Origin of the sequence: Pyramidobacter piscolens W5455, from assembly GCF_000177335.1 — a bacterium.
Classification (GTDB): Bacteria; Synergistota; Synergistia; order Synergistales; family Dethiosulfovibrionaceae; genus Pyramidobacter; species Pyramidobacter piscolens.
Window position 1 is genome coordinate 1 of sequence record NZ_ADFP01000004.1, and the last position, 19,216, is coordinate 19,216.

General features: G+C 54.9%; 18 protein-coding genes and 1 pseudogene. 7 read left to right on the forward strand and 12 right to left on the reverse strand.

The genetic code is table 11. The annotated features are described in order from the left end of the window. From HMPREF7215_RS13745 to HMPREF7215_RS00075, 5 genes are all read left to right on the forward strand, one after another. Positions 1–197, forward strand: a 197-nt coding sequence (locus HMPREF7215_RS13745; protein ID WP_232205492.1) for a hypothetical protein, incomplete at its 5' end; no start/stop codon positions are given. A gap of 317 nt (positions 198–514) precedes the next feature. After that, entirely contained in the window at positions 515–1,858 is a 1,344-nt protein-coding gene (locus HMPREF7215_RS00060; protein ID WP_009163495.1) for a hypothetical protein, read from the forward strand. A gap of 98 nt (positions 1,859–1,956) precedes the next feature. Next, the gene (locus HMPREF7215_RS00065) at positions 1,957–3,780 is read left to right on the forward strand and encodes an ABC transporter permease (protein WP_009163496.1); all 1,824 of its coding nucleotides are present in this window, start codon (positions 1,957–1,959) and stop codon (positions 3,778–3,780) included. A gap of 5 nt (positions 3,781–3,785) precedes the next feature. Next, on the forward strand, positions 3,786–5,420 hold the full coding sequence (locus HMPREF7215_RS00070) for an ABC transporter ATP-binding protein (RefSeq protein WP_009163497.1): 1,635 nt from the start codon (positions 3,786–3,788) through the stop codon (positions 5,418–5,420). Positions 5,421–5,468: 48 nt separating this feature from the next. Further along, positions 5,469–5,873 (forward strand): HAD family hydrolase, encoded by a 405-nt coding sequence (locus HMPREF7215_RS00075; protein WP_009163498.1) that lies wholly within the window; start codon positions 5,469–5,471, stop codon positions 5,871–5,873. 14 nt (positions 5,874–5,887) lie between these two features. Here HMPREF7215_RS00075 and HMPREF7215_RS00080 read toward each other — a convergent pair whose 3' ends face one another. The 6 genes from HMPREF7215_RS00080 to HMPREF7215_RS00105 form a co-directional block, all read right to left on the reverse strand. After that, positions 5,888–6,835: an ATP-binding cassette domain-containing protein gene (locus tag HMPREF7215_RS00080; RefSeq protein ID WP_009163499.1), complete on the reverse strand. Its 948-nt coding sequence runs from the start codon at positions 6,833–6,835 to the stop codon at positions 5,888–5,890. After that, the gene (locus tag HMPREF7215_RS00085; protein WP_009163500.1) at positions 6,828–7,883 is read right to left on the reverse strand and encodes an ABC transporter ATP-binding protein; all 1,056 of its coding nucleotides are present in this window, start codon (positions 7,881–7,883) and stop codon (positions 6,828–6,830) included. Before HMPREF7215_RS00085 ends, HMPREF7215_RS00080 begins: the two co-directional genes overlap by 8 nt. A 14-nt stretch (positions 7,884–7,897) precedes the next feature. After that, complete coding sequence (locus HMPREF7215_RS00090; protein ID WP_009163501.1) at positions 7,898–8,878, reverse strand: ABC transporter permease; 981 nt, start codon at positions 8,876–8,878, stop codon at positions 7,898–7,900. After that, on the reverse strand, positions 8,875–9,846 hold the full coding sequence (locus HMPREF7215_RS00095) for an ABC transporter permease (RefSeq protein WP_308559863.1): 972 nt from the start codon (positions 9,844–9,846) through the stop codon (positions 8,875–8,877). Before HMPREF7215_RS00095 ends, HMPREF7215_RS00090 begins: the two co-directional genes overlap by 4 nt. A 224-nt stretch (positions 9,847–10,070) precedes the next feature. Continuing rightward, positions 10,071–11,906 carry a peptide ABC transporter substrate-binding protein gene (locus HMPREF7215_RS00100; RefSeq protein WP_083798197.1) on the reverse strand — a complete coding sequence of 612 codons (1,836 nt, stop codon included), beginning with the start codon at positions 11,904–11,906 and terminating at the stop codon, positions 10,071–10,073. A gap of 389 nt (positions 11,907–12,295) precedes the next feature. After that, the gene (locus HMPREF7215_RS00105) at positions 12,296–13,339 is read right to left on the reverse strand and encodes a C45 family autoproteolytic acyltransferase/hydolase (RefSeq protein WP_009163504.1); all 1,044 of its coding nucleotides are present in this window, start codon (positions 13,337–13,339) and stop codon (positions 12,296–12,298) included. A gap of 456 nt (positions 13,340–13,795) precedes the next feature. Here HMPREF7215_RS00105 and HMPREF7215_RS12645 point away from each other — a divergent pair, with 456 nt between their 5' ends. Both HMPREF7215_RS12645 and HMPREF7215_RS12650 read left to right on the forward strand, forming a co-directional pair. Then, on the forward strand, positions 13,796–14,332 hold the full coding sequence (locus HMPREF7215_RS12645; protein WP_009163505.1) for a helix-turn-helix domain-containing protein: 537 nt from the start codon (positions 13,796–13,798) through the stop codon (positions 14,330–14,332). A gap of 54 nt (positions 14,333–14,386) precedes the next feature. Continuing rightward, a pseudogene (locus tag HMPREF7215_RS12650) lies at positions 14,387–14,707 on the forward strand (transposase); the annotation flags it as partial. 338 nt (positions 14,708–15,045) lie between these two features. Here HMPREF7215_RS12650 and HMPREF7215_RS00120 read toward each other — a convergent pair. The 6 genes from HMPREF7215_RS00120 to rpsP form a co-directional block, all read right to left on the reverse strand. Further along, a complete protein-coding gene (locus HMPREF7215_RS00120) occupies positions 15,046–16,245 on the reverse strand; it encodes a DUF3798 domain-containing protein (RefSeq protein WP_009163507.1) in 1,200 nt (399 codons plus the stop codon). Positions 16,246–16,518: 273 nt separating this feature from the next. Next, positions 16,519–16,872 carry a 50S ribosomal protein L19 gene (rplS, locus tag HMPREF7215_RS00125; RefSeq protein ID WP_009163509.1) on the reverse strand — a complete coding sequence of 118 codons (354 nt, stop codon included), beginning with the start codon at positions 16,870–16,872 and terminating at the stop codon, positions 16,519–16,521. Positions 16,873–16,902: 30 nt separating this feature from the next. Then, a complete protein-coding gene (trmD, locus tag HMPREF7215_RS00130) occupies positions 16,903–18,045 on the reverse strand; it encodes a tRNA (guanosine(37)-N1)-methyltransferase TrmD (protein ID WP_009163510.1) in 1,143 nt (380 codons plus the stop codon). Then, positions 18,042–18,569 carry a ribosome maturation factor RimM gene (gene rimM / locus HMPREF7215_RS00135; RefSeq protein ID WP_009163511.1) on the reverse strand — a complete coding sequence of 176 codons (528 nt, stop codon included), beginning with the start codon at positions 18,567–18,569 and terminating at the stop codon, positions 18,042–18,044. The genes trmD and rimM overlap by 4 nt, the downstream gene beginning before the upstream one ends. Before the next feature lie 2 nt (positions 18,570–18,571). Further along, a complete protein-coding gene (locus tag HMPREF7215_RS00140) occupies positions 18,572–18,844 on the reverse strand; it encodes a KH domain-containing protein (protein ID WP_009163512.1) in 273 nt (90 codons plus the stop codon). Next, positions 18,844–19,110, reverse strand: coding sequence for a 30S ribosomal protein S16 (gene rpsP, locus HMPREF7215_RS00145; RefSeq protein WP_009163513.1), 267 nt, complete (start codon positions 19,108–19,110; stop codon positions 18,844–18,846). Before rpsP ends, HMPREF7215_RS00140 begins: the two co-directional genes overlap by 1 nt. Positions 19,111–19,216 lie beyond the last annotated feature (106 nt).

A 19,216-nucleotide genomic window follows, 5' to 3' on the forward strand; every position in this document is an offset into this window, starting at 1 on the left:
CCTGTGTCTCTGTTTTTTTCTTCCTTCTTCTTCCTTCTTTTTCTTTACTTCTTCCTTCTTCTCTTTTTTTCTTCCTTTCTCCGCTCAAAAATCTTCGCTTAAAAATCTTCGCTCAAAAATCGCCGGCCCGCTGCGGAAAATCCTTCCCGCCGCTGGCCGGCCTTTTTATAAACTCTGCTCGCTCTTCGGCCTTGTGATGTTTCTCTTGTCCTCTTTGGCTTTCTTTCGCCCTCTTGAGAGGAAAATAGATCTCAGGGCTTCACAAATGAGAATTTTAAAGAGGCAGTCTCGAAACTATAGTACTATTTTTAATGACATTCGATACCATTTCGTTCCGCTCATAGCCTTGCTTTCGGCCTTTTAATTAAGAAACAGTATTAAAATTGCGGTGGAATTAAGATTAAAAACGCTAAAAGAAAGTATAATTCTCCTCTATTCATTTGACGGAACACTTGCTACAATATGATTATTGGCAGCTCCAAAGTTTCAAAAATCTGATGGGAGGAAAAGTACGATGAAAAAGTCTGTATGTCTGGTTTTGTCAGCAGTAATGATGCTTTCCGTGACCGCTTGCGGCAGCGCCAAGACTTCGGGGAAGAGTTCCGCCGTGCAGAGTATCATTAAGCAGGCCGAGGGGATGTCCATGGAGGAACTGGCCAAAAAAGCCATTGAAGAGTCCAATGGCAAGATGTTCTACGGCGTGGGCAACTCTAGCCGCGGCAAGAGCGCGTTGCCTCTGTTCATCAAGTATCTCCAGTCCATCAATCCCGAGTACAAATTGGATTTTGAGTGGCAGCAGCCCAAGAACAACAAGATTTTTGATCAGCTTACGGCCGACTCTCTGAAGAGCAGCGGCACCTTTGCCATGACGCTGATTCAGGATGGCAATCAGATCGAGAGCAAGATGGTGAGGACGGGAATCCTCGACACCTTTATTCCCAAGGAATGGGCGGAAGCCAACGGTCTCGCTGCCGACGCGTATCCTGCCTACCTGCCTCTGCAGACGCTGAACAAGGTCTTTATGTACAACTGCGTTAACAAAAACAAGGTCTACGACAATTGCTGGGACTTTGTCGCCAAGGATGAGCATGGTCTCTACATGGATATCGACTCCGAGATCGTGGGCAAGAACTTCCTGTATATGCTGACCCGCGAGGACTATGCCACGGTTTTGAAGGATGCCTTCGAAGCGCTGAGCGCCGACGAGCGGGCGTACTTCATGCCCACCATCAACGCAATGGCTTCCGAGGCCGCCGATCTGGGGCTGGGTGAGAATGGTAAATACGCTCTGGCATGGATCAAACTCTGGGTGGAAAGCTACAACGCCCAAACCGACGACGGTCCCATCTGCAATATCCTGGTGGATTCGTCCGCGGTGAATAAGTTCGGCCTGCTGGTGTACTCCAAAATTCGTTCCGTCAAGGAGTCCGATGCCGTATCGAAGAACAACATCAAGATCGCGGCGTATCAGGACGGCTACGCCGGCATGGGCGGCTACGGTTACTGCCATTACCTGTTTGTCACCGACAACAGTCCGCTGCCTTGGACGGCCTGCGCCTTCATCGCGTACATGACCTGCACGACCGACGGATTCTCCGCCTGGGGCAAGGATATGGGCGGTTATTCCGCAAATCCCGTGGTCCTGGCCAAGAATGAGGCCATCTACAACCATAAAAACGGCGGCGCCGCCACGAAGGACGATCCCACGGAGTATCCGGCGAAGAACGACCGCGGCTACGAGTGGTGGATCAATGACGGCAAGCTGGTCATCGAAGATCCCGAGTACTGCGCGAGCGTCGCTTTCACCGTGGGCAGTTGGATTGAGACGCTGACCAAATACGCTTCCGGCGCAAAATAAGCTGAGTTCCGGCTGGCGCGCATAAGCGACGTCCCAGATGCGTCCCCCGAGTGATTCGATGCGCTCCGGGGACGCTGTTTTTTAGAGAGGAGCCCGCCATGAGCAGTTCCTTTGGCATCTCAAGAAAAATGGTTCTGCGAAACAGTCTCAAAACCTTTTTTTCGAGGCCTTACAATGTCATTCTGGTACTCTTGGGCATTGTGCTGACGTTTTCTACCGTGGCGCCGATCGTTGCCATTGTGGAGGACACCTTTAAGATTCATCCCGGTACCATAGACGCCTATCTGAGCAAACAGGCGAGCGGCTACAGCGCCATTAATTACATCGATCTGTTTACCAGCCGACTGGCGAAGAACAATCTTTGGATTCCGCTTCTCAACACGGTCAAGCTGGCCGTCGGCACCTGTTTTGTGTCCATCTTCTACGGCGGAGTTTTTGCCTTCCTGCTGACGCGGACCAATTTGGCCTGGAAAAAATATCTCAGCTCTGTCTTTATCTTCCCTTACATCATGCCCCAGTGGACGCTGGCTGTGGTGTGGCAGAATCTATTCAATTCCAACGCCGTTACCGGCACGTCGAACGGGCTTCTCGCCTCGCTGTTCGGCATCCGGATGCCGATCTGGTGGTGTCAGGGGCTTTTCCCGAGCGTCATGGTGCTGGGGCTGCACTATGCGGCGTTCGCCTGTATCCTGATTGGCGCCATTTTCCGCAACATGGACGCGAATCTGGAGGAGGCTGCCACGATCCTTGACACGCCGCGCTGCAAGACAATGCTGCGCATTACGCTGCCGATGGTGAAGCCGGCGATTCTGTCCACCGTTTTGCTGGTATTTGGAAGCGCGATGGGCTCCTATCCCGTGCCCCATTATTTGAAATTTACCACCCTGTCTACCAAGTATGTCTCGATGAACTCCAAATATACCGGCGAAGCAAGCATCCTCGCCATCATTATGATGGTGTTCGGCGTGGCGATCATGCTGCTCAACGAGCTATCTCTGCGCAGCCGCAAGAATTACACCACAGTCACCGGAAAATCCGGTCAGATTTCCAAGCTCAGCCTTGGCAGCGGGGGCAAGTATGCCATTGCTCTGTTTCTGGTCGTCCTGACGTTTTTCACCAGCGTGTTCCCGATCATTTCCTTTGCTTTTGAGACGTTTCTGCCCAACCCCGGCGATTATTCCTTCCTCTACACCGGCAATATCGCCAATCTGACCACGAAGTGGTGGACGATCAGCGAAAATGTCACCGAAAGCGGCATGTACGGCCAAAAGGGCATGCTCTACAACGCGACCATTTGGCGCGCCTTTGGCGGCACTCTGTGGGTTTCCGTGTGCTGCGCGCTGATTGCCGGAACTGTCGGCACCATGATCGGTTATGCCGTCTCCAAAAACCGCAGGAACCGTTTCGCCAATTACGTCAATTCCGTGGCGTTCCTGCCGTATCTGATGCCGTCCATTGCCGTGGGAGTGGCCTATTTCGTTCTGTTCTCGACGGACCGGATCAATCTGTTCAACACCTACACGGTGCTTATCGTCGTGGGCACGGTCAAGTACATTCCTTTTGCCAGCCGTTCCGCTCTGAATTCGATGTTGCAGCTTTCCGGCGAGATCGAGGAGGCCGCCGTCATTCAGAACGTTCCTTGGCTCAAGCGCATGACGGAGATCATCATCCCTATTCAAAAGTCGTCCATCATCAGCGGCTATCTGCTGCCGTTCATGACCTGCCTGCGCGAGCTGTCGCTGTTCATGCTGCTGTGCACACAGGGATTCATCCTCTCGACCACGCTGGATTACTTTGACGAGATGGGACTGTACGCTTTTTCCAGCGGCATCAACCTTATTCTGATCATCACCATCCTGGTCTGCAACACGCTTGTCAACAAGATCACCGGAGCGAGCCTGGATAAAGGAATCGGAGGATAAAAGCCATGCCTGAAATCAAATTGGAACATATCACAAAGCGCTGGGGCAAATTCTATGCGGTGGAAGATCTGAGCCTCACCATTCAAGACAACGCCTTCGTGACCACGCTTGGCCCTTCCGGCTGCGGCAAAACCACTGTCTTGCGCATGATCGCGGGCTTGGAAACGCCGACTGTCGGACGGATCACCATCGGCGATCGGGTCGTTTTTGATTCCTCGCTGGGCATCAACGTGCCTCCCAACAAGCGCAAAGTCGGTTTCCTGTTTCAGAACTACGCGCTCTGGCCCAACATGACGGTGTATCAGAATATCTCCTTCGGTCTGACGAATATCAAAGAGGCTTTGCCGGAAATCGATTTCGAGGCGAAAAATGCCGCCCGTCTGGCCGAGCTGCTGGAGAATGCCGAAGATGTGCGCAAGGTCTTGGGCGAGTGCCTCACGAAAGAGAGGGCGCTGGATGAAAAGAGAGCCACGCTCAAGCTCATCGATGCCTATACGATTTCGCAGTACACTGCCAAGAAGCTTTTCAGCTATCATTTGGAAAAAGAAGCTGATATGGGAGCGGAAGTTGCCTCGCTGCGCCGCAAAGTCGAGAATGCCAAACATTCCGCACAGGCTGCCGGCGCTGAGCTGGACGCGGAATTCCGCGTCGTCAGAGACGGCGCCGTGATGAAAAGAGTGCGTCGGCTGACTCAGGAGGAAATCGACCTGACCGTGCGCCGCGTCAGCCGCATTGTCAAAATCGGCATATTCATGGACCGTTACCCCGCCGAGCTGTCCGGGGGCCAGCAGCAGCGCGTGGCTATTGCCCGCACCCTTGCGCCGGAGCCGGATGTGCTGTTGATGGACGAGCCGCTGTCGAATCTGGACGCCAAGTTGCGTCTGGAGATGCGCTACGAGCTGCAGCGCCTGCATCTGGAGACCGGATCTACCTTTGTTTACGTCACTCACGATCAGATGGAGGCCATGACGCTGGCCACGCAGATCTGCCTGATGTCCAACGGCGTCCTGCAGCAGTATGATGCGCCGCTGACAGTCTATCATCATCCGAAAAATCTCTTTGTCGCGGACTTTGTGGGCAATCCGCCTATCAACTTTGTCGAAGCTAAGGCCAAGCAGCAGCCGGACGGCTCCATCGCCCTGACCGCACTCGGAGGCCGCCGCGCCGAGTTTGTGCCGGCGAGTCCTGTGGATCTGGCTGCGTGGGCAGCTCAGCGCGATCGCCGCGCCGCCGAAGCCGCCGAGGAATGCAGCCAGAGGGCGCGGGAGAGCGGCTCTGTGGAAAAGTCAAACAAAGACGAGAGATTTCTCTACCATATCGACCGCGCCAGCGGTGAAGACGATTCTCCGACCGATCTGTCCGCGCTGACCGACGAGGACGTGATTATTGCTGTCCGCCCCGAGTTTCTGGAATTGGCGGAAAGCGGCGCGCTGGAGGGCCGCATTTACGGAGTCATGCCCACCGGCATGGAGTCCACCATTAAGGTGCGCGTCGACGATTTCCTGCTGACCGGCGTGATCTTCGGCAGCGGCGTGATCTCGATCGGCGCGCGCACTTCGGTTTGCTTCAAGGGCAGCAACATTTTGCTTTTTGACCGTCAATCCGGCGAGTACATCTGCGAAGGCAGCCTGCACTTTTAATCTGCGGCGTGTGTTGGATCCAGACAGTCTGGAAGATGGAGGAGACATTTGCTGCAAGCGGTTATTTTTGATTTGGACGGCGTGCTCTGTTCCACGGACGAATATCACTTCAGGGCGTGGTCGCGGCTGGCGTGTGAGCTGCATCTGCCCTTTGATCGTGAGAAAAACCGCCGTCTGCGGGGCATCGGCCGCATGGATGCGCTAGATATCCTTCTGGAAGACAGCGGCGTCGCCTATACGGCGGAGCAAAAGTCAGTCCTTGCCAGGCAGAAGAACGACTATTACGTGGAACAGCTGCATCGGCTCACGCCGGCCGATGTCTTTCCCGGCGTGACGGAAACGCTGCAGACACTCAGAGAGCGAAGCGTAAAAGAGGGAGTTCAGTCACGCGGAACATCTCGACCGAACTCCCCCGCAACCCCCCTTGCATTTGGCCTTTTAATTAAGAAATAGTATGAGAAGTAGTATCAGAAGCTTTCACGTTTTAAATGCGACTGGCAGTTTGCGCGCTCTTCTTCGTTCGCAAAAACGAAATGACCGCTCTCGAGTTCGAACCACTGCGGGGGATCGCTTTCATAGCGATGACGGGCGGGGTCGTAAACGAGGATTTTGCGGCGGCGTTCCGTCAGCGGATCCGGCTGGGGAATCGCGGAAAGCAGGGCTTGCGTGTAAGGATGCAGCGGATGGGCGAAGATCTGTTCCGTTTCCGCCATTTCTACGATTTTGCCGCGATGGATGATTGCCAAACGATCCGTGAAAAAACGCATGACTGAGAGATCGTGGGCGATGAACAGGTAGGTCAGTCCGCGTTCGCGTTGCAATTTGGCGAGAAGGTTCAAAACCTGGGCGCGGATGGAGACGTCGAGTGCGGAGATCGGTTCGTCCGCGACGATCAATTCTGGGTTCATGATCAGGGCGCGGGCGATGCCGATACGCTGCCGTTGGCCGCCTGAAAATTCGTGCGGAAAGCGGCTGGCGAATTCAGGCAGCAGCCCGACGTCAAGAAGCGCTTGCGCTACGAGTTCGCGGCGGGCGGGGTTGTTGTAAGCCATTCCCTGGCTGAGCAATCCTTCGGAAACGATATATTCGACCTTTGCCCGTTCGTTCAGGGAAGCCATAGGGTCTTGAAAGATCATTTGGATCGAGCGGACGACTTTTCGATCCAGAGCTTTTGGGATGCGCCCGCTGATGCGTTCGCCATGCAGTAAAATTTCGCCGCCGCTGATTTCGTTGATACGGATCACGGCTCTGCCGATCGTTGTTTTGCCGCTGCCGGATTCTCCTGCCAATCCGAAGGTTTCTCCCTTGAAAATGTGAAAGTTGACGTCGCGGACGGCTGTAAAGGCGCGTTTGCCGGAACCGAAACTTACGCTGAGGTTTTTCACTTCAAGCAGTTTTTCGCGGAGGTCAGTCATGGGCGGTCTCCTTCCAGCGCGAACGCAGACGTCGGATAGCTTCCGGAGGATCGACTCTGGGCGCGCGCGGATCCAGCAGCCAAGTGCGCGCGTGGTGCGTGGGAGATACTTCGAAAAACGGCGGCCGTTGTTCGAAGTCGATCTTGAGGGCTTGAGGATTGCGCGGCGCGAAAGCGTCTCCGCGGATTTCCGAGAACAGGCTGGGCGGCGCGCCTTTGATGGAATATAGGTCTTCGCCCTTGACGCCCAGCTGCGGCAGCGACGAAAGCAACGCCCAGGTATAGGGGTGACGGGGGTCGTAAAATATTTCTTCGCTCAGTCCCTCTTCCACAATGTCGCCCGCATACATCACGGCAATGCGGTCGGCTACATTGGCGACGACGCCGAGGTCGTGGGTGATGTAAATGATCGTTAGAGCGTACTTTCCCTGCAGGCTGCGGAGGAGTTTCAAAATTTGCGCCTGAATCGTCACGTCGAGCGCCGTCGTTGGCTCGTCGCAGATTAGCACATTGGGGAGGCAGGCTATGGCGATTGCGATAACTACGCGCTGCCTCATGCCGCCTGAAAATTCGTGCGGATATTGTTTGTACCGCTTTTCCGGGGCGGAGATGCCCACGTCCAGCAAAATCTCCAGTGTTTTTTCGCGGGCGGCGCGGCGTTTCAGACCTTGATGCAGTTCGACGGTTTCCTGGATCTGGCGGCCGATCGTTTTCAGCGGATTGAGACTGGTCATCGGATCTTGAAAGACCATGGATATTTCGTGTCCGCGTATTTTCAGCCATTCCTTTTCGGTTCTCAGATGGGCAAGGTCGCGGCCTTTGTACATGATCGAACCGCTGTCGATCCAGCCGTTGCCCTCGAGCAGTCCCATAAAACTCTTTGTGAAAACTGTTTTGCCGCTGCCGGATTCGCCAACGATAGCCAGGCTCTCGCCTTTATACAGATCCATGGAGATGCCGCGAATCGCGGTGAGTTCGTATCCGCGCAGACGAAACTTGACGACTTCGTCCCGGATGGAAAGAATTGTTTGGGCGTTTGCGTAGTCCATAAGCGAGCCCCCTTTTACACGTGGTTCTTGGGATCGGCCGCGTCGGCGAAGGCGTTGCCCATCACGTAGAAGGAAACGGTGATCGCCGACAGGACAATGGAAGGGAAAATCAGCTGATAGCGGGTGAAAGGGCTCATCATGACGATGCGTCCTTCATTAATCAGGTTTCCCAGAGAAGGTATGCTTACCGGCAGTCCGAGGCCGATATAGGTCAGAAATACTTCCATGCCGATCGCCTGTGGAATGGCCAAAGCGATACGCAGCATGATGACCGAGATCAGATAGGGAAGCAGGTTTTTGACTACAAGACGCCGCGTGGGAGTGCCGAGACACCGTGAGGCCAGATTGTATTCTCGGTCGCGGATGATGACGATCTGGTTGCGGACAAACCGCGCCATCGGCAGCCAGCCGGTGATGCACATTGCCATGATCATCGTCATGACGCTCGGACGCAGGATATACGAGGCCAGAATGAGAACGATCGAAGTGGGGATGTTGCGGATCACGTTGTACATTTCCGTGATCAAAGCGTCTAGCCGTCTCACGTAGCCCCACAGCGAGCCTACGACGATGCCGAGCAGGGCGTTCCAGAAGCCGACGGCCAGACCGATCAGCAGCGACGTGCGCGTGCCGCTCCAGATACGGGCCCACAGATCCTGCCCGATCGTATTCGTGCCAAACCAGAATTGGGCGTCGGGCCGATGATTGCGATCTTGCCGTCCCGTATCTTTGGCGAGGTAAATTTCCGTGGGATTTTTCTGATAGGGAAGGTAAGGCTGTATCAACGTGAATGTCAGCAGACAAACGAGGAAGGCAAGAAGCGCCATAGCCACGCGTTTTTTGGTAAACGCGCGCCACGTGGAAATCCAGTATGAATAATTCGAGTAGGCGCGGCGCTCCGAAGCGTTTTCGTCGTACTGCGCGAAGGAGAAAAGATCTTTTTCGCGCGCCGTGTCGTCGATGTGATCGCAGAGGTTTTCGATTCTTTTGCTCATCGTGCGGCCGTCTTTCGCGTCAATTTAATGCGGGGATCGCAGAGCGCCATGAGCAAGTCGCCCAAAAGCAGCCCCAAGATTCCTACCGAGGAAAAAATGAGCACCAGCGCCTGCACCAGCGTATTATCCTGGCGCTGGATCGCCGTGACCAGCAATCCGCCCATGCCGGGGATGGAAAAGAGCGATTCCACATAGATGGATCCGGAGATCGTCAGCAGGATCGACATAGGCAGATATTGCGCCATGGGGACGAAGGCGTTGCGGAGAATGTGCCGGAACATAATGGCCGAACTGCTGAGTCCTTTAGCGCGCGCCAGCTTTACATAATCCCGGTTCAGTTCGTCCACCATATAGCGTCGCATCCACATGGCGTAATAGGCGATGCCGCTCAGAGACATGCTGATGGTCGGCAGAATCCAGCTTTTCGGCTGACGTGTGTTGAAGAGCATCGGCAGTTCCAGCATCGCCGAAAAATAGAGCTGAATGAACAGATAGTAGACGGCTGCGGGAATGGCGTTGATGAGAACGACATAGGACGAGCCGAAATTGTCGAAGAACTTCCCCTTGAAGCGCGCCATGAAAACGCCCATGGGAATGCCGATAAGCAGCGACAAAGCCACCGAACTCAGTCCGAAATAAATCGAGAAGGGGGCTTTGGGTTTGAGCACGCGTATCACCGGGACGCCTGGCCTGAAAACCACTGATTTGCCCAGATCCCCGCGCAGCAGATTGCGGTAAAAATTCGTAAGCTGCACGTGGATGGGATCCCGTAGCCCCATCTGCGTCAGAATGGCTTCGCGCTGAATCGCGTCCAGCTTGTCGTATTCCTCGGCGTTGAAGTACCCCTCTTCGGGCATCAGACGCAGCAGCAGAAAAACTACCGTGGCGATGATGAACAGCGTCAAAAGCGCCTGAAGCAGTCTCTTGAGAATATAGAGAAACAGGGCCGATCCCCCCTCCTGACAAATTGAACGTTTTTATGCCGGTTTTTAACAGAACTTGTATCGCAACTTGCGCGACCTTTTATAAAAGAGATCGTATCAGCGACGAATTGCATTAGGGCGCTCCGAGGAAGTCGCCTGTTGGGTATTCCGGCTGCCGTGCAGTTTGCGTACCCGCTTTGCGAATCTTTTTCGGAGCGCCGCAAGATTTGATCTTTGGACAAAAAATCTCTTGGACTTTAGGACGCCGCTTATTTATACGGCGACGCTTTCAACTCTTCGGCGCGTTTTTTGAGCCACGCCTGTTCCGCTTCCGCGTATTCTTCCATATTCATGGGCTTGTCGAGCAGGACGGCTCCCTTGACCTTGCGCAGGCTGTAATGCCCGAACTGTCCCGTATAGCCGGAGAACGGGTCTACGTAACTGGCTTCGAAACCGCCGCCGGAAATGTAAAAAGGAACGACGAAGGCGTTGTCCAACAGGAAGGTCTCCGCTTGGGCCATCATTTCATAGCGTTTTTTCAGATTCCTGACTTCTTTATTGGCTTCGTCCACCATCGCTTCGAACTGGCCGCGTCCGTCCGCCGTCACATAATCTCTGGCCAAGTAGAGACGGCTCCATTTGCCGGCCAGCGCCGATTTCATCAGCGGGTCGAAACTGCTGAGCGGATCGACGAAGTCGGGCCCCCAGCCCAATTCCGTGAAGGAGAATTTGCCTGAGTTCCGAGACGCGCTCGAATACCCTGAAGCCGCGTAGGGAACCAAAATGATATCGATATAATCGCGGCCGAGCAGATTTTCGAGCTGCTGCTCCTCGACCTGCGCGCGATTGACGTTATCCACGTTGCCGGTATTGTAAGGCATCACGACTTTGATCGGGAACGTCACCTTCCCCTTCAGCTCGTCCATGGCCTTCGCCTTGTACGACAGAGCCTTCTCTTTGTCGAAAGAATCCCCCTGCGTGTATTTCGCCAGCCCCCCCATCATGACGTAATCCACGCCGTCGTATCCCACGACGCCGTGGCGGCTGTACGTGTTCAGCATTTTTTTCTTGTAGTCGTAAGGAGACATCGTAATAAGAGCGGCGACGCGGTCAAAGCCGTGGAAGAGCGACTTGCGGAAATTCAGATTGTTGACCGCTTCAAGCCAGTCCTGCGGAGCGTATTCCTCTTCGTATTTCGGCTCGAAGTTAAAGGCCATGAAATAGGCCATGTTCGTATGATTGTGCGGATGAATCATCGTCTTCTTGACCGGGTCATTCATCCACTCGTCGAGGATCGTTCCCGGCAGCAGCAGCGTTGTGATCTCGCCGCGCAGGAAAAGTTCCGGCCCGTTGGCCGAAGCTTCCTTGTTGTATTTTTCGATGATGCGTTCAATGGTCATCGCTTGGCGGTTCCAATAGTGTTCGTTCACTTCCAGAACGTGCTCGTACTCGGGTTCGTATTCCGTCAAAATATACGCGCCGCAGTACAGCAGCTTATCGTGGCTGGTTCCGAACTCGCCGCCGCATTCCTCGATGAACTTACCGTTGGCGGGGAAGAACAGCGGGAACGTGAACAGCTTCAAAGCGTAGGGCAGCGCTTTGACGAACTGATACCGCACCGTGTAATCGTCTAACGCCTTGATTCCTACGGTAGCGAAATCCGCGCACGTTCCCTGGTAATAATCCTTGGCGCCGGCGATGTTGTTGTACATGGAGTTGGCTATGGTCGAAGCGTTCGCCTTCGTTAAAACCCACTTTGCGGCGGAAACGAAATCATGAGCCGTCACTTCGCCGTATTCTTCTTTTTCGCAAGTGTACCACTTGACGTTACGTCGAAGGTGGAAGGTGAACGTCGTTCCGTCTTCCGAAACTTCCCAGCTTGTGGCCAGGCAGGGGCGAAGCACCGCGTAGTTGTCGAATTCGACGAGCCCATCCAGCACGTTGTAGCCCATGCGCATGGTTTGCGTCGCGCTCGATTTGAGACAGTTGATGGTCGCCGGTTCCGCCGCATAGGCGTCGACGTATTCCGTCCTGATCGCGTGAGCCGGCAGACATATGACACTCAAAAACAGCGCTGTTCCTACGAGCTTTTTTACCATACCCATTCTTCACCACGTCCTTTTTAGGATTTTGGAAGCATCTTGCTTGAAAAAGCTCATTAATATGTGATACTCCAAGTTTTGAAGCATATGATGATTATGTTTTATTTGTGTTCGGACTTTATTATACGGCACGTTTTATTTAATGTAAATGTGTAAAATAACCAGCGGTTATTTTTTTATAAAGCGTTTTGTTAAAATTAAAGAGAACTTGACGACGCTGTTATGCGGAGAGGGCGTTTTTTGATGTCGTTGTTTCAAGGCGGTCGCGTCTTCTTTGTCTTTTCTCTCTATACGTTAACTGCGGGGTACGGCGGATATAAAATGTTTGCTGTGCCCCGCAGTCATTCTCGGTTTGTATTTCATTTTAAAGTCTTATCGCTGCGACTCTTTTTTCAGAACGGGAATCGCTGGTCTTGACGGAAAGGACAACGTTGCGGATTGCCTTCGGCGCGGTAGATTTTTCTGTTTGCGAGATCGTAGACGACGGACCAGACAGTATCCTTGCCTGTACTAGAGGGATACTGACACAGAAAGCCGTATTCGCCACCCAACAATTTTTGGGCGGAAGATGCGTCGGCGACGCGCCCCTTTATGAGGGAATCTCTCATCGTTCGATAGCGGCGTTCCGAGAACCACCCTTCGGCTGCGGCCTTCTGGCGGCTGTCCATCGTGGTCAGATGAAAGCTGTTGACTGCGCAAAGAAAGTCCTGCGGTAGAGGAGTGGAACTGACGCTAATGTGTTCGGAACTGCATTCGATCAGAGCAATTCTGCCCGACGGATCGGCGGCGGTGAAGGTTTGTGAAGAGCTGACGGGGATTTCGGCGATGCTCTGAATAACCTCGTCGACGTTACGGCATTTTTCCAGAAAGAAGCGCAGCAGCAGTCCCGCGTTCATTCCCGGTTTTATGCGTCGCGGCAGAACTGAGGTAAGACCAACGGCAAGACCGTGACGGTTGACGCCGTCTTCCATCTGTATAAAACTGGTCGTGTTCGCGGTGAACTGCGAGGCGGCGGGAACGTCGTAAATGACGTTCATGTTCCGTTCTTTGAGCTCCAAGAAGAAATCGCTGTTGCGGCCAAGCAGGATCTGTCCTTTCCCCGACAGCGCAAAGCAGGAACAATTGGCGCCCGGCGCTATCGAATAGAGGCTGAACAGAAGAGTTCGCAGCTTTTCGGGGGAACAGCCTTGCCCGTCCGCGACGCCTCGGATTTCATCGAGGATTTCCGGAAAAAAATTTTGATAAACGGGCAGGCAGGCCGAAGCAAAGTTTCCTGCTTCTTCGGAAAGCGGAAAGGGAATCTGAGAGAGGAGTGAAACGTTCTGTTGGGCTATTTTTTGTCCCCACTGACGGCCAATATTGTAATGCGTTCCCGAGAATATTTCATGATTCATGAGATTGCGCTCCTTATTTTCGTAATAAGGAGCTGCCGGCAACTCCCGCCAGAAGAATAGCTGAATAAAAAATTTATGTCAACGTGTCTGCGGTTTTATAATTTACACGCTGCACAAGCGATTCGGGGAACCGAACGAAATTGCTTGCGCGGCACTTGAGATTCTGCCGGCGGTATTGAACGCTTTACCCAAATCGGTTCTCCGCGAGACGCTTATTCTGGAGATGGTGATGGTTGACGATGGGGAGCCATATGCGCTGCTCTGCCGCTGAACTACGATTACCGGGATGAGTGTCTGTATGTTCTAAGGGTGAAAGCTCGACGTGCTCAAAAGGACGGGCAAGACGAAGGGATATCCCAACCCAGACAATACGAACGAGCCGCTGTGGAAAGCGGAGCAGAAGTAAGATAAGAGGCGCCATAGCAGCGTTTGATACTATGTCTGACAGGATTGTCTAGTAATCTGGTATAGTTTATAATGCGCTCGAGGTGGCCGCAAATGGCGTTCAAATACGAGATCTCCCAAGAACAAAAGGCCGAGATCGAACTGGCGCGCAAGAAGAACCGGAACAAAAGGATCGAGATGAAACTGAAAGTTCTCAGCCTGCGCGCCGAATGGGAAAGTCTGAAGGAAATCAGCGAAATCACGGAATACCACTTCACGAACGTCAGCAAGATCATCTCGCAGTTTATCCATCGAGGCCTCTCGTATATGCTGCAATGCCATTACCTTGGCAACCATCGGAACATGACCTGTGAACAGGAAGAAGCCGTACTTGCCCCTTATCTCGAGAAAGCCGGGAAAGGAGAAATCGTTTCAGTTGCGGAAATAGCCCAGGCCTATCAGACCGCGGTTGGACATGCTATCGCTCCGACTCAGATTTACGCGGTCCTGAAGCGTCATGGCTGGAGAAAAGTCATGCCGCGCAGCCGCCATCCCAGGAAAGCATGCGACGAGGTCATCGAAGCCTCAAAAAGATTAACGCTTGCGTCCAGAGACTCAAAGAGTTGTCCACATCAGGCAAAGTCAGACTGATGTTCCAAGACGAAGCCGCTTTCGGCCGGGTCGCCGAGCCCAAATACTGCTGGTGCAGAAGGTATTCGACCGAACGTTCCCTGCCTTCACATCCGCGAATACCGCTATGCTTACGGCGCCGTAGAGCCGCTTACGGGAGAAAGCCTCTTTCTGATCATGCCCAACTGCGATACCGATTGTATGAATGTCTTCCTGCGGGAACTCTCGCAAAAATTTTGGGAAGATCGGATCCTGCTCTGCTGCGACGGCGCCGCCTGGCACAAGTCCAGGACGCTTGAGATCCCCGCCAACATCACCCTGTTTTACGTTCCTCCCTACACCCCTGAAATGAATCCCATCGAGCAGATTTGGAAAGAACTGCCGAGGTTTTCATAATGAGATCTTTTCGACGCTTGAGGACGTTGTCGAGCGTCTGTGTGACACAATCAGAAATCTTACCGCTCAGACCATAAGGAGTATTACCGTAAGACAATGGATTATTGAGTGCTTTAAATGAGAAGTAGTATAAAAACCTCTGTACCCCCAAGTAAAATCAAGGGTTACAGAGGTTTAATCTTTTTTCAAACAAGTTTGAGGATGGACATTTTGTGTTGGTAAAAAGTCCGCAAAGTCTTGTAAATACTGGCTGACTTCATATTTAATCTTCCTTAAAATAAGAGTAACCTTGGAGGAAGATTGAATGAATCAGGTGAATTGTCCCGTTGGATTTCGCGTTATTTGATGCTGAAATATTTCTCAGGGATCACCAAATCTGTCACGCCCATGTACCCTTTGCCGAAGACGTAGGTGTCCTGATAGACCATAAGATGATTCTTCTTTTCCAAGCCGGTCTGAGCGTCCCGATAGAAGGAGCCGTTCCAGGAGGCTCCGGAAGTGTTGGCTTTATAGATCCTGAACAGATCTTTGGGCGCAAAATGACGCCTGAACGATGCAGGAGCGACGTGGCGTTCAACGCACTGCTTGCCGTATTCCGCCAGCGCCGCTACGGTGACGAAGCCGGCCGAATACGTCCAGGCGCCGATGCGTCCGGCGGCTCCACGCCTGAGGACTTCCGTTTCGATGCTCTTCAGAATAGCTGGAAAGTCGCCGGCTGCGTTTGACAGGTCCAGTCCCAACGCGCCCGGATAGCCGCACAGCGGCGAACCGCTTTCGATGAAAATCCCCCCCAGCTCGACGATTCGCTTCAGCAGCGGCTCGGTATGAGCGTCGTTTGTGCAGTAGAAGCCGGTCTTCGTACCGTAACGGTCCAGCCAGGTGGAAACGTGCTCGAGGATGTACTGCTGTGCGCCGGCCACGCCCACGTCGCTCAAAGGATCGGGCGCCGTCTCGAAATGATATTTGAGCCCCAGGTCTTTGCAGGTTTCTTCCATGATTCTTGCGCGGCGCAGGATGATCTCCGAACTCATATGACGAGGGAAGGAGATGTGTACGAAATCTGTGGCGCCGAGTTCTTTGGCGGCGTAGATGAGCAGATAGCCCCGCGAGATGTTGTCGACATCGACGACGAGGTCGGATGCGCTTTCGATGACTCCAGGGTCTTCCTGGGGGCGCCCTGCAAACAACAGGATGTCGGGGCGTCTTTCACGGATACGCCGGAAAGCTTCTGTCGTGCCGGGGACGGCGGTTACGACGACAACGACTTTCATTTGCGGATCATCGGCAAACGACGCGATCTGGCTGATGGTCGTTTCCATCTCGGTCATGAAGTTGTCCGGGATCGTGATGTGCTTGATATAACCGCCGTCGGCGACGTCCCCGTAGCGGCGGATCAGCTCTTCCGCGCCTCGCAGATTGTCCTCCGCCTGCGAGACGGTTTCCGTGCAGATGCCGATGTGGAACGGCGCGGCCGCGAAGGCTGATGCCGCCGAGCAGAGAGCGGCTGCCAACAAGAGAGTCGTTAAAAACTTGCGCATGATATTCCCTCCTCTGATCTCTGTAGCGCGTGCATAAAATATTTAAATTGCATCGACATTATACACGAAGAACGTGCCAATGACTATATTTTCGCCGGGATTCCGCACTTTGTGTCCCGACGCTTTTCCCAACCTTGGACAGAAACGGGGGAGGCTTATGTTTTTAGGATAAAAAATGAAGAGCAGGAACGAAACAGGCGGACGCGGATACAAAAACAGAGTCCTTTCGAACGGTCAAAGACCGCTGAAAGGACTCTGTCTCGTTGACTGAAATTAAGCGCGGCGCTCTTTGATGCGGGCGCTCTTGCCGCTGAGCTTGCGCAGATAGTACAGCTTGGCGCGGCGGACGCGGCCGAGGCGCTTGACTTCGATCTGGGCGACGCTGGGGCAGTGAAGGGGGAAAATCCTCTCCACGCCGACGCCGTTGCTGATCTTGCGGACGGTGAAGCTTTCGCCGATGCCGCCGTGCTTGCGGGCGATGACGATGCCTTCGAAGGCCTGAAGACGCTCGCGGGCGCCTTCCTTGACCTTGACGGAAACACGCACGGTATCGCCGGCGCGGAAGGCGGGGATCTCGCCCTCCGGCTTCATGTATTTCTGCTCAACGAGTTTTACTCTGGGATCCATACTGCATTACCTCCCTGTTTGTCAGGTGTTTTATCTGGAACCGAAAAATCGGTCCAGCGTAGCGGAGATCAGAGCGGTGCGAGGCAGTTCTCCACCGGGAGTCTCCTGGGGCCGCATGGCGATGACGTGGCCTTGTGCCGGTGCGGCACCGAACAGAATCAGCGCGGGGCCGGACGCTTCAACCATTTGCCGTTTGGCCTCCATCCATGGGATGCCTGAAGGAGTTTCTGCGGCGATGACGAGAAGCGGGCCATGCTTTTTTCTCGCGGCCCACTCCGCCATGCGGCTGACGGAGGAGACGCACTTGATTTCGGGAACTTCGGAAAGCTGGTTGCGGAACGCGTCGAAGTCTTCGCGAGCCTGCGGCACGGCGATCACGCGCGCGAGGCCGTAGGCTTTTGCGGTTTGGGCGATCTGCGCAAGTTCAGGGGCGAGCCCCGGCGCGTTGGGATCGACTGAAAGTCCGAGGTAAACTTCGTCCTCCAGATAATCCATCACGTTGGCGCGCCCGAGCAGATCGGGACGGCGCGAGAGCGTGCGGCTGGCTGCGGCACGCCGGCGCCATTTCTCGATCAGGGCGTCGTCGCCCGACGTGAGCGCGGCGGGTACTTCCATGCCCTGCCAGACGGCGGGGCGGGTGAAGTGGGGCGTGTCGAGCATGCCGTTGTAGAACGAGTCGTCGGTGACGGAGAGCTCTTTGCCGACGACGCCGGGGACGAGGCGCGAGAGCGCGTCGATCAGCGTCATGGCGGGGATCTCGCCGCCGGTGAGGACGTAATCGCCGATGGAGTATTCCAGATCGACGTACTTCTCGACGAAGCGCTCGTCCATCCCTTCGTAATGGCCGCAGAAGATGGCCAGATGCTCCTCGCGCGCGAGCGCTTCGACGAGGTCCTGCGTCAGCACGGCGCCGACGGGCGTGGGGAAGAGGACTTTCGTCCCTTCGCCGCGGACGGAATGCAGCGCCCGCTCCAGCACTTCGGGCATGAGGGTCATGCCGCCTTTGCCGCCGAAGCTGTAATCGTCGATCTGGCGGTAATTGCCCTGCGCAAAGTCGCGCAGGTTCACGACCTCCACGTCGATCAGCCCTTTTTCCACGGCGCGGCCGACGATGCTGGTGCGCGCGAAGCTGTCGAGAAAGTCGGGAAACGCGGTGACGACGGTGACTCTCACAGCTCCCACAATCCTTCGATCAGACGGAGCGTAACGCGGCGCGCTTCTAGGTCGGCGCCGAGGAGGAACTCCGGCGCGGCGGGGATCAGGTGGTCCTTGCCGCCGTCGTCCCTGACGACGACGAGCTGAGAAGCTCCGCTGTCGACGATGTCTTTGACGACGCCGAGCTTACTCCCCCGGTCGTCGCACGCTTCAAGGCCGATCAGGTCGCTGATCCAGAACTCGCCCGGCGCCAGCGGTACGCGCTCGTCCGGGGCGATCTCCACGGAGCAGCCGCGCAGAAGTTCGGCCTGCTCGATGGTTTCGACGCCTTCCAGCGCGGCCAGAAAGCAGCCGCGCGTCAGCGCGTCGCGCATGCCTGTCACGCGATAGCTTCCCGCGTGCTTTCCGTCGCGGTAGAAGCTCAGACTTTCCATTTCGAAAAAGCGTTCGGGAAAATCGGTGAGCGGGCGGATCTTGATCTCGCCGCGAAGGCCGTGAGTGCCCTGGACCTGCCCGACGACGACTCTGGCGGCGGCGGACATCGCTATTCGGCGTCGGCGTTTCTGTCGCCGGTCTCGGCGACGTCGACTTCGACGCTGTCTCCGCCCTTGACGGAGGAGACGCGGACGATCTGACGGATGGCGTTGATGGTGGCGCCGCGGCGGCCGATGACGCGGCCGGTGTCTTCCTCGGCGACGTGGATCAGCACGCGGAGGACGCCTTCGGCGTCCTTTTCGGCGTTGACTTCAACCGCTTCGGGCTTGGTCACGAGCGAGACGGCGATGGTTTTGACGAGAGCCTGGTAATCCATCGGCATCACTCGGCTTTCTCGGAGAACTTGGCCCAGACGCCGGCTTTCTTGAGAAGCGCGCGGGCCGTGTCGGACGGAAGAGCGCCGTTGCGGAGCCACTTCACGGCGGACTCCTCGTTGATCTTGATCTCGGCGGGATCCTTCATGGGATCGTACGTGCCGAGCTCCTCGATGAAGCGGCCGTCGCGGGGGCTGTGGGAGTCGGCCACCACGAGACGATAGAAAGGAACCTTTTTGCGGCCGTGACGTGAAAGACGAATTCTTACTGCCATTTCTGCAACACCTCCTGAAACAATTTGTCGTTTATAAAAAATCCCCGTGGGGATTTTCTGCGGTTTTTCAGCGGCGGAACATGCCGCCCAGGCCTCCAAGGAGGCC

Bases quoted from the DNA above. Each gene is read 5' to 3' on its own strand.
- HMPREF7215_RS00060 (WP_009163495.1), top strand. From the start codon at position 515: ATGAAAAAGTCTGTATGTCTGGTTTTGTCAGCAGTAATGATGCTTTCC.
- HMPREF7215_RS00065 (WP_009163496.1), top strand. From the start codon at position 1,957: ATGAGCAGTTCCTTTGGCATCTCAAGAAAAATGGTTCTGCGAAACAGT.
- HMPREF7215_RS00070 (WP_009163497.1), top strand. From the start codon at position 3,786: ATGCCTGAAATCAAATTGGAACATATCACAAAGCGCTGGGGCAAATTC.
- HMPREF7215_RS00080 (WP_009163499.1), bottom strand. From the start codon at position 6,835: ATGACTGACCTCCGCGAAAAACTGCTTGAAGTGAAAAACCTCAGCGTA.
- HMPREF7215_RS00085 (WP_009163500.1), bottom strand. From the start codon at position 7,883: ATGGACTACGCAAACGCCCAAACAATTCTTTCCATCCGGGACGAAGTC.
- HMPREF7215_RS00090 (WP_009163501.1), bottom strand. From the start codon at position 8,878: ATGAGCAAAAGAATCGAAAACCTCTGCGATCACATCGACGACACGGCG.
- HMPREF7215_RS00100 (WP_083798197.1), bottom strand. From the start codon at position 11,906: ATGGGTATGGTAAAAAAGCTCGTAGGAACAGCGCTGTTTTTGAGTGTC.
- HMPREF7215_RS12645 (WP_009163505.1), top strand. From the start codon at position 13,796: ATGGCGTTCAAATACGAGATCTCCCAAGAACAAAAGGCCGAGATCGAA.
- HMPREF7215_RS00120 (WP_009163507.1), bottom strand. From the start codon at position 16,245: ATGCGCAAGTTTTTAACGACTCTCTTGTTGGCAGCCGCTCTCTGCTCG.
- rplS (WP_009163509.1), bottom strand. From the start codon at position 16,872: ATGGATCCCAGAGTAAAACTCGTTGAGCAGAAATACATGAAGCCGGAG.
- rimM (WP_009163511.1), bottom strand. From the start codon at position 18,569: ATGTCCGCCGCCGCCAGAGTCGTCGTCGGGCAGGTCCAGGGCACTCAC.
- HMPREF7215_RS00140 (WP_009163512.1), bottom strand. From the start codon at position 18,844: ATGCCGATGGATTACCAGGCTCTCGTCAAAACCATCGCCGTCTCGCTC.
- rpsP (WP_009163513.1), bottom strand. From the start codon at position 19,110: ATGGCAGTAAGAATTCGTCTTTCACGTCACGGCCGCAAAAAGGTTCCT.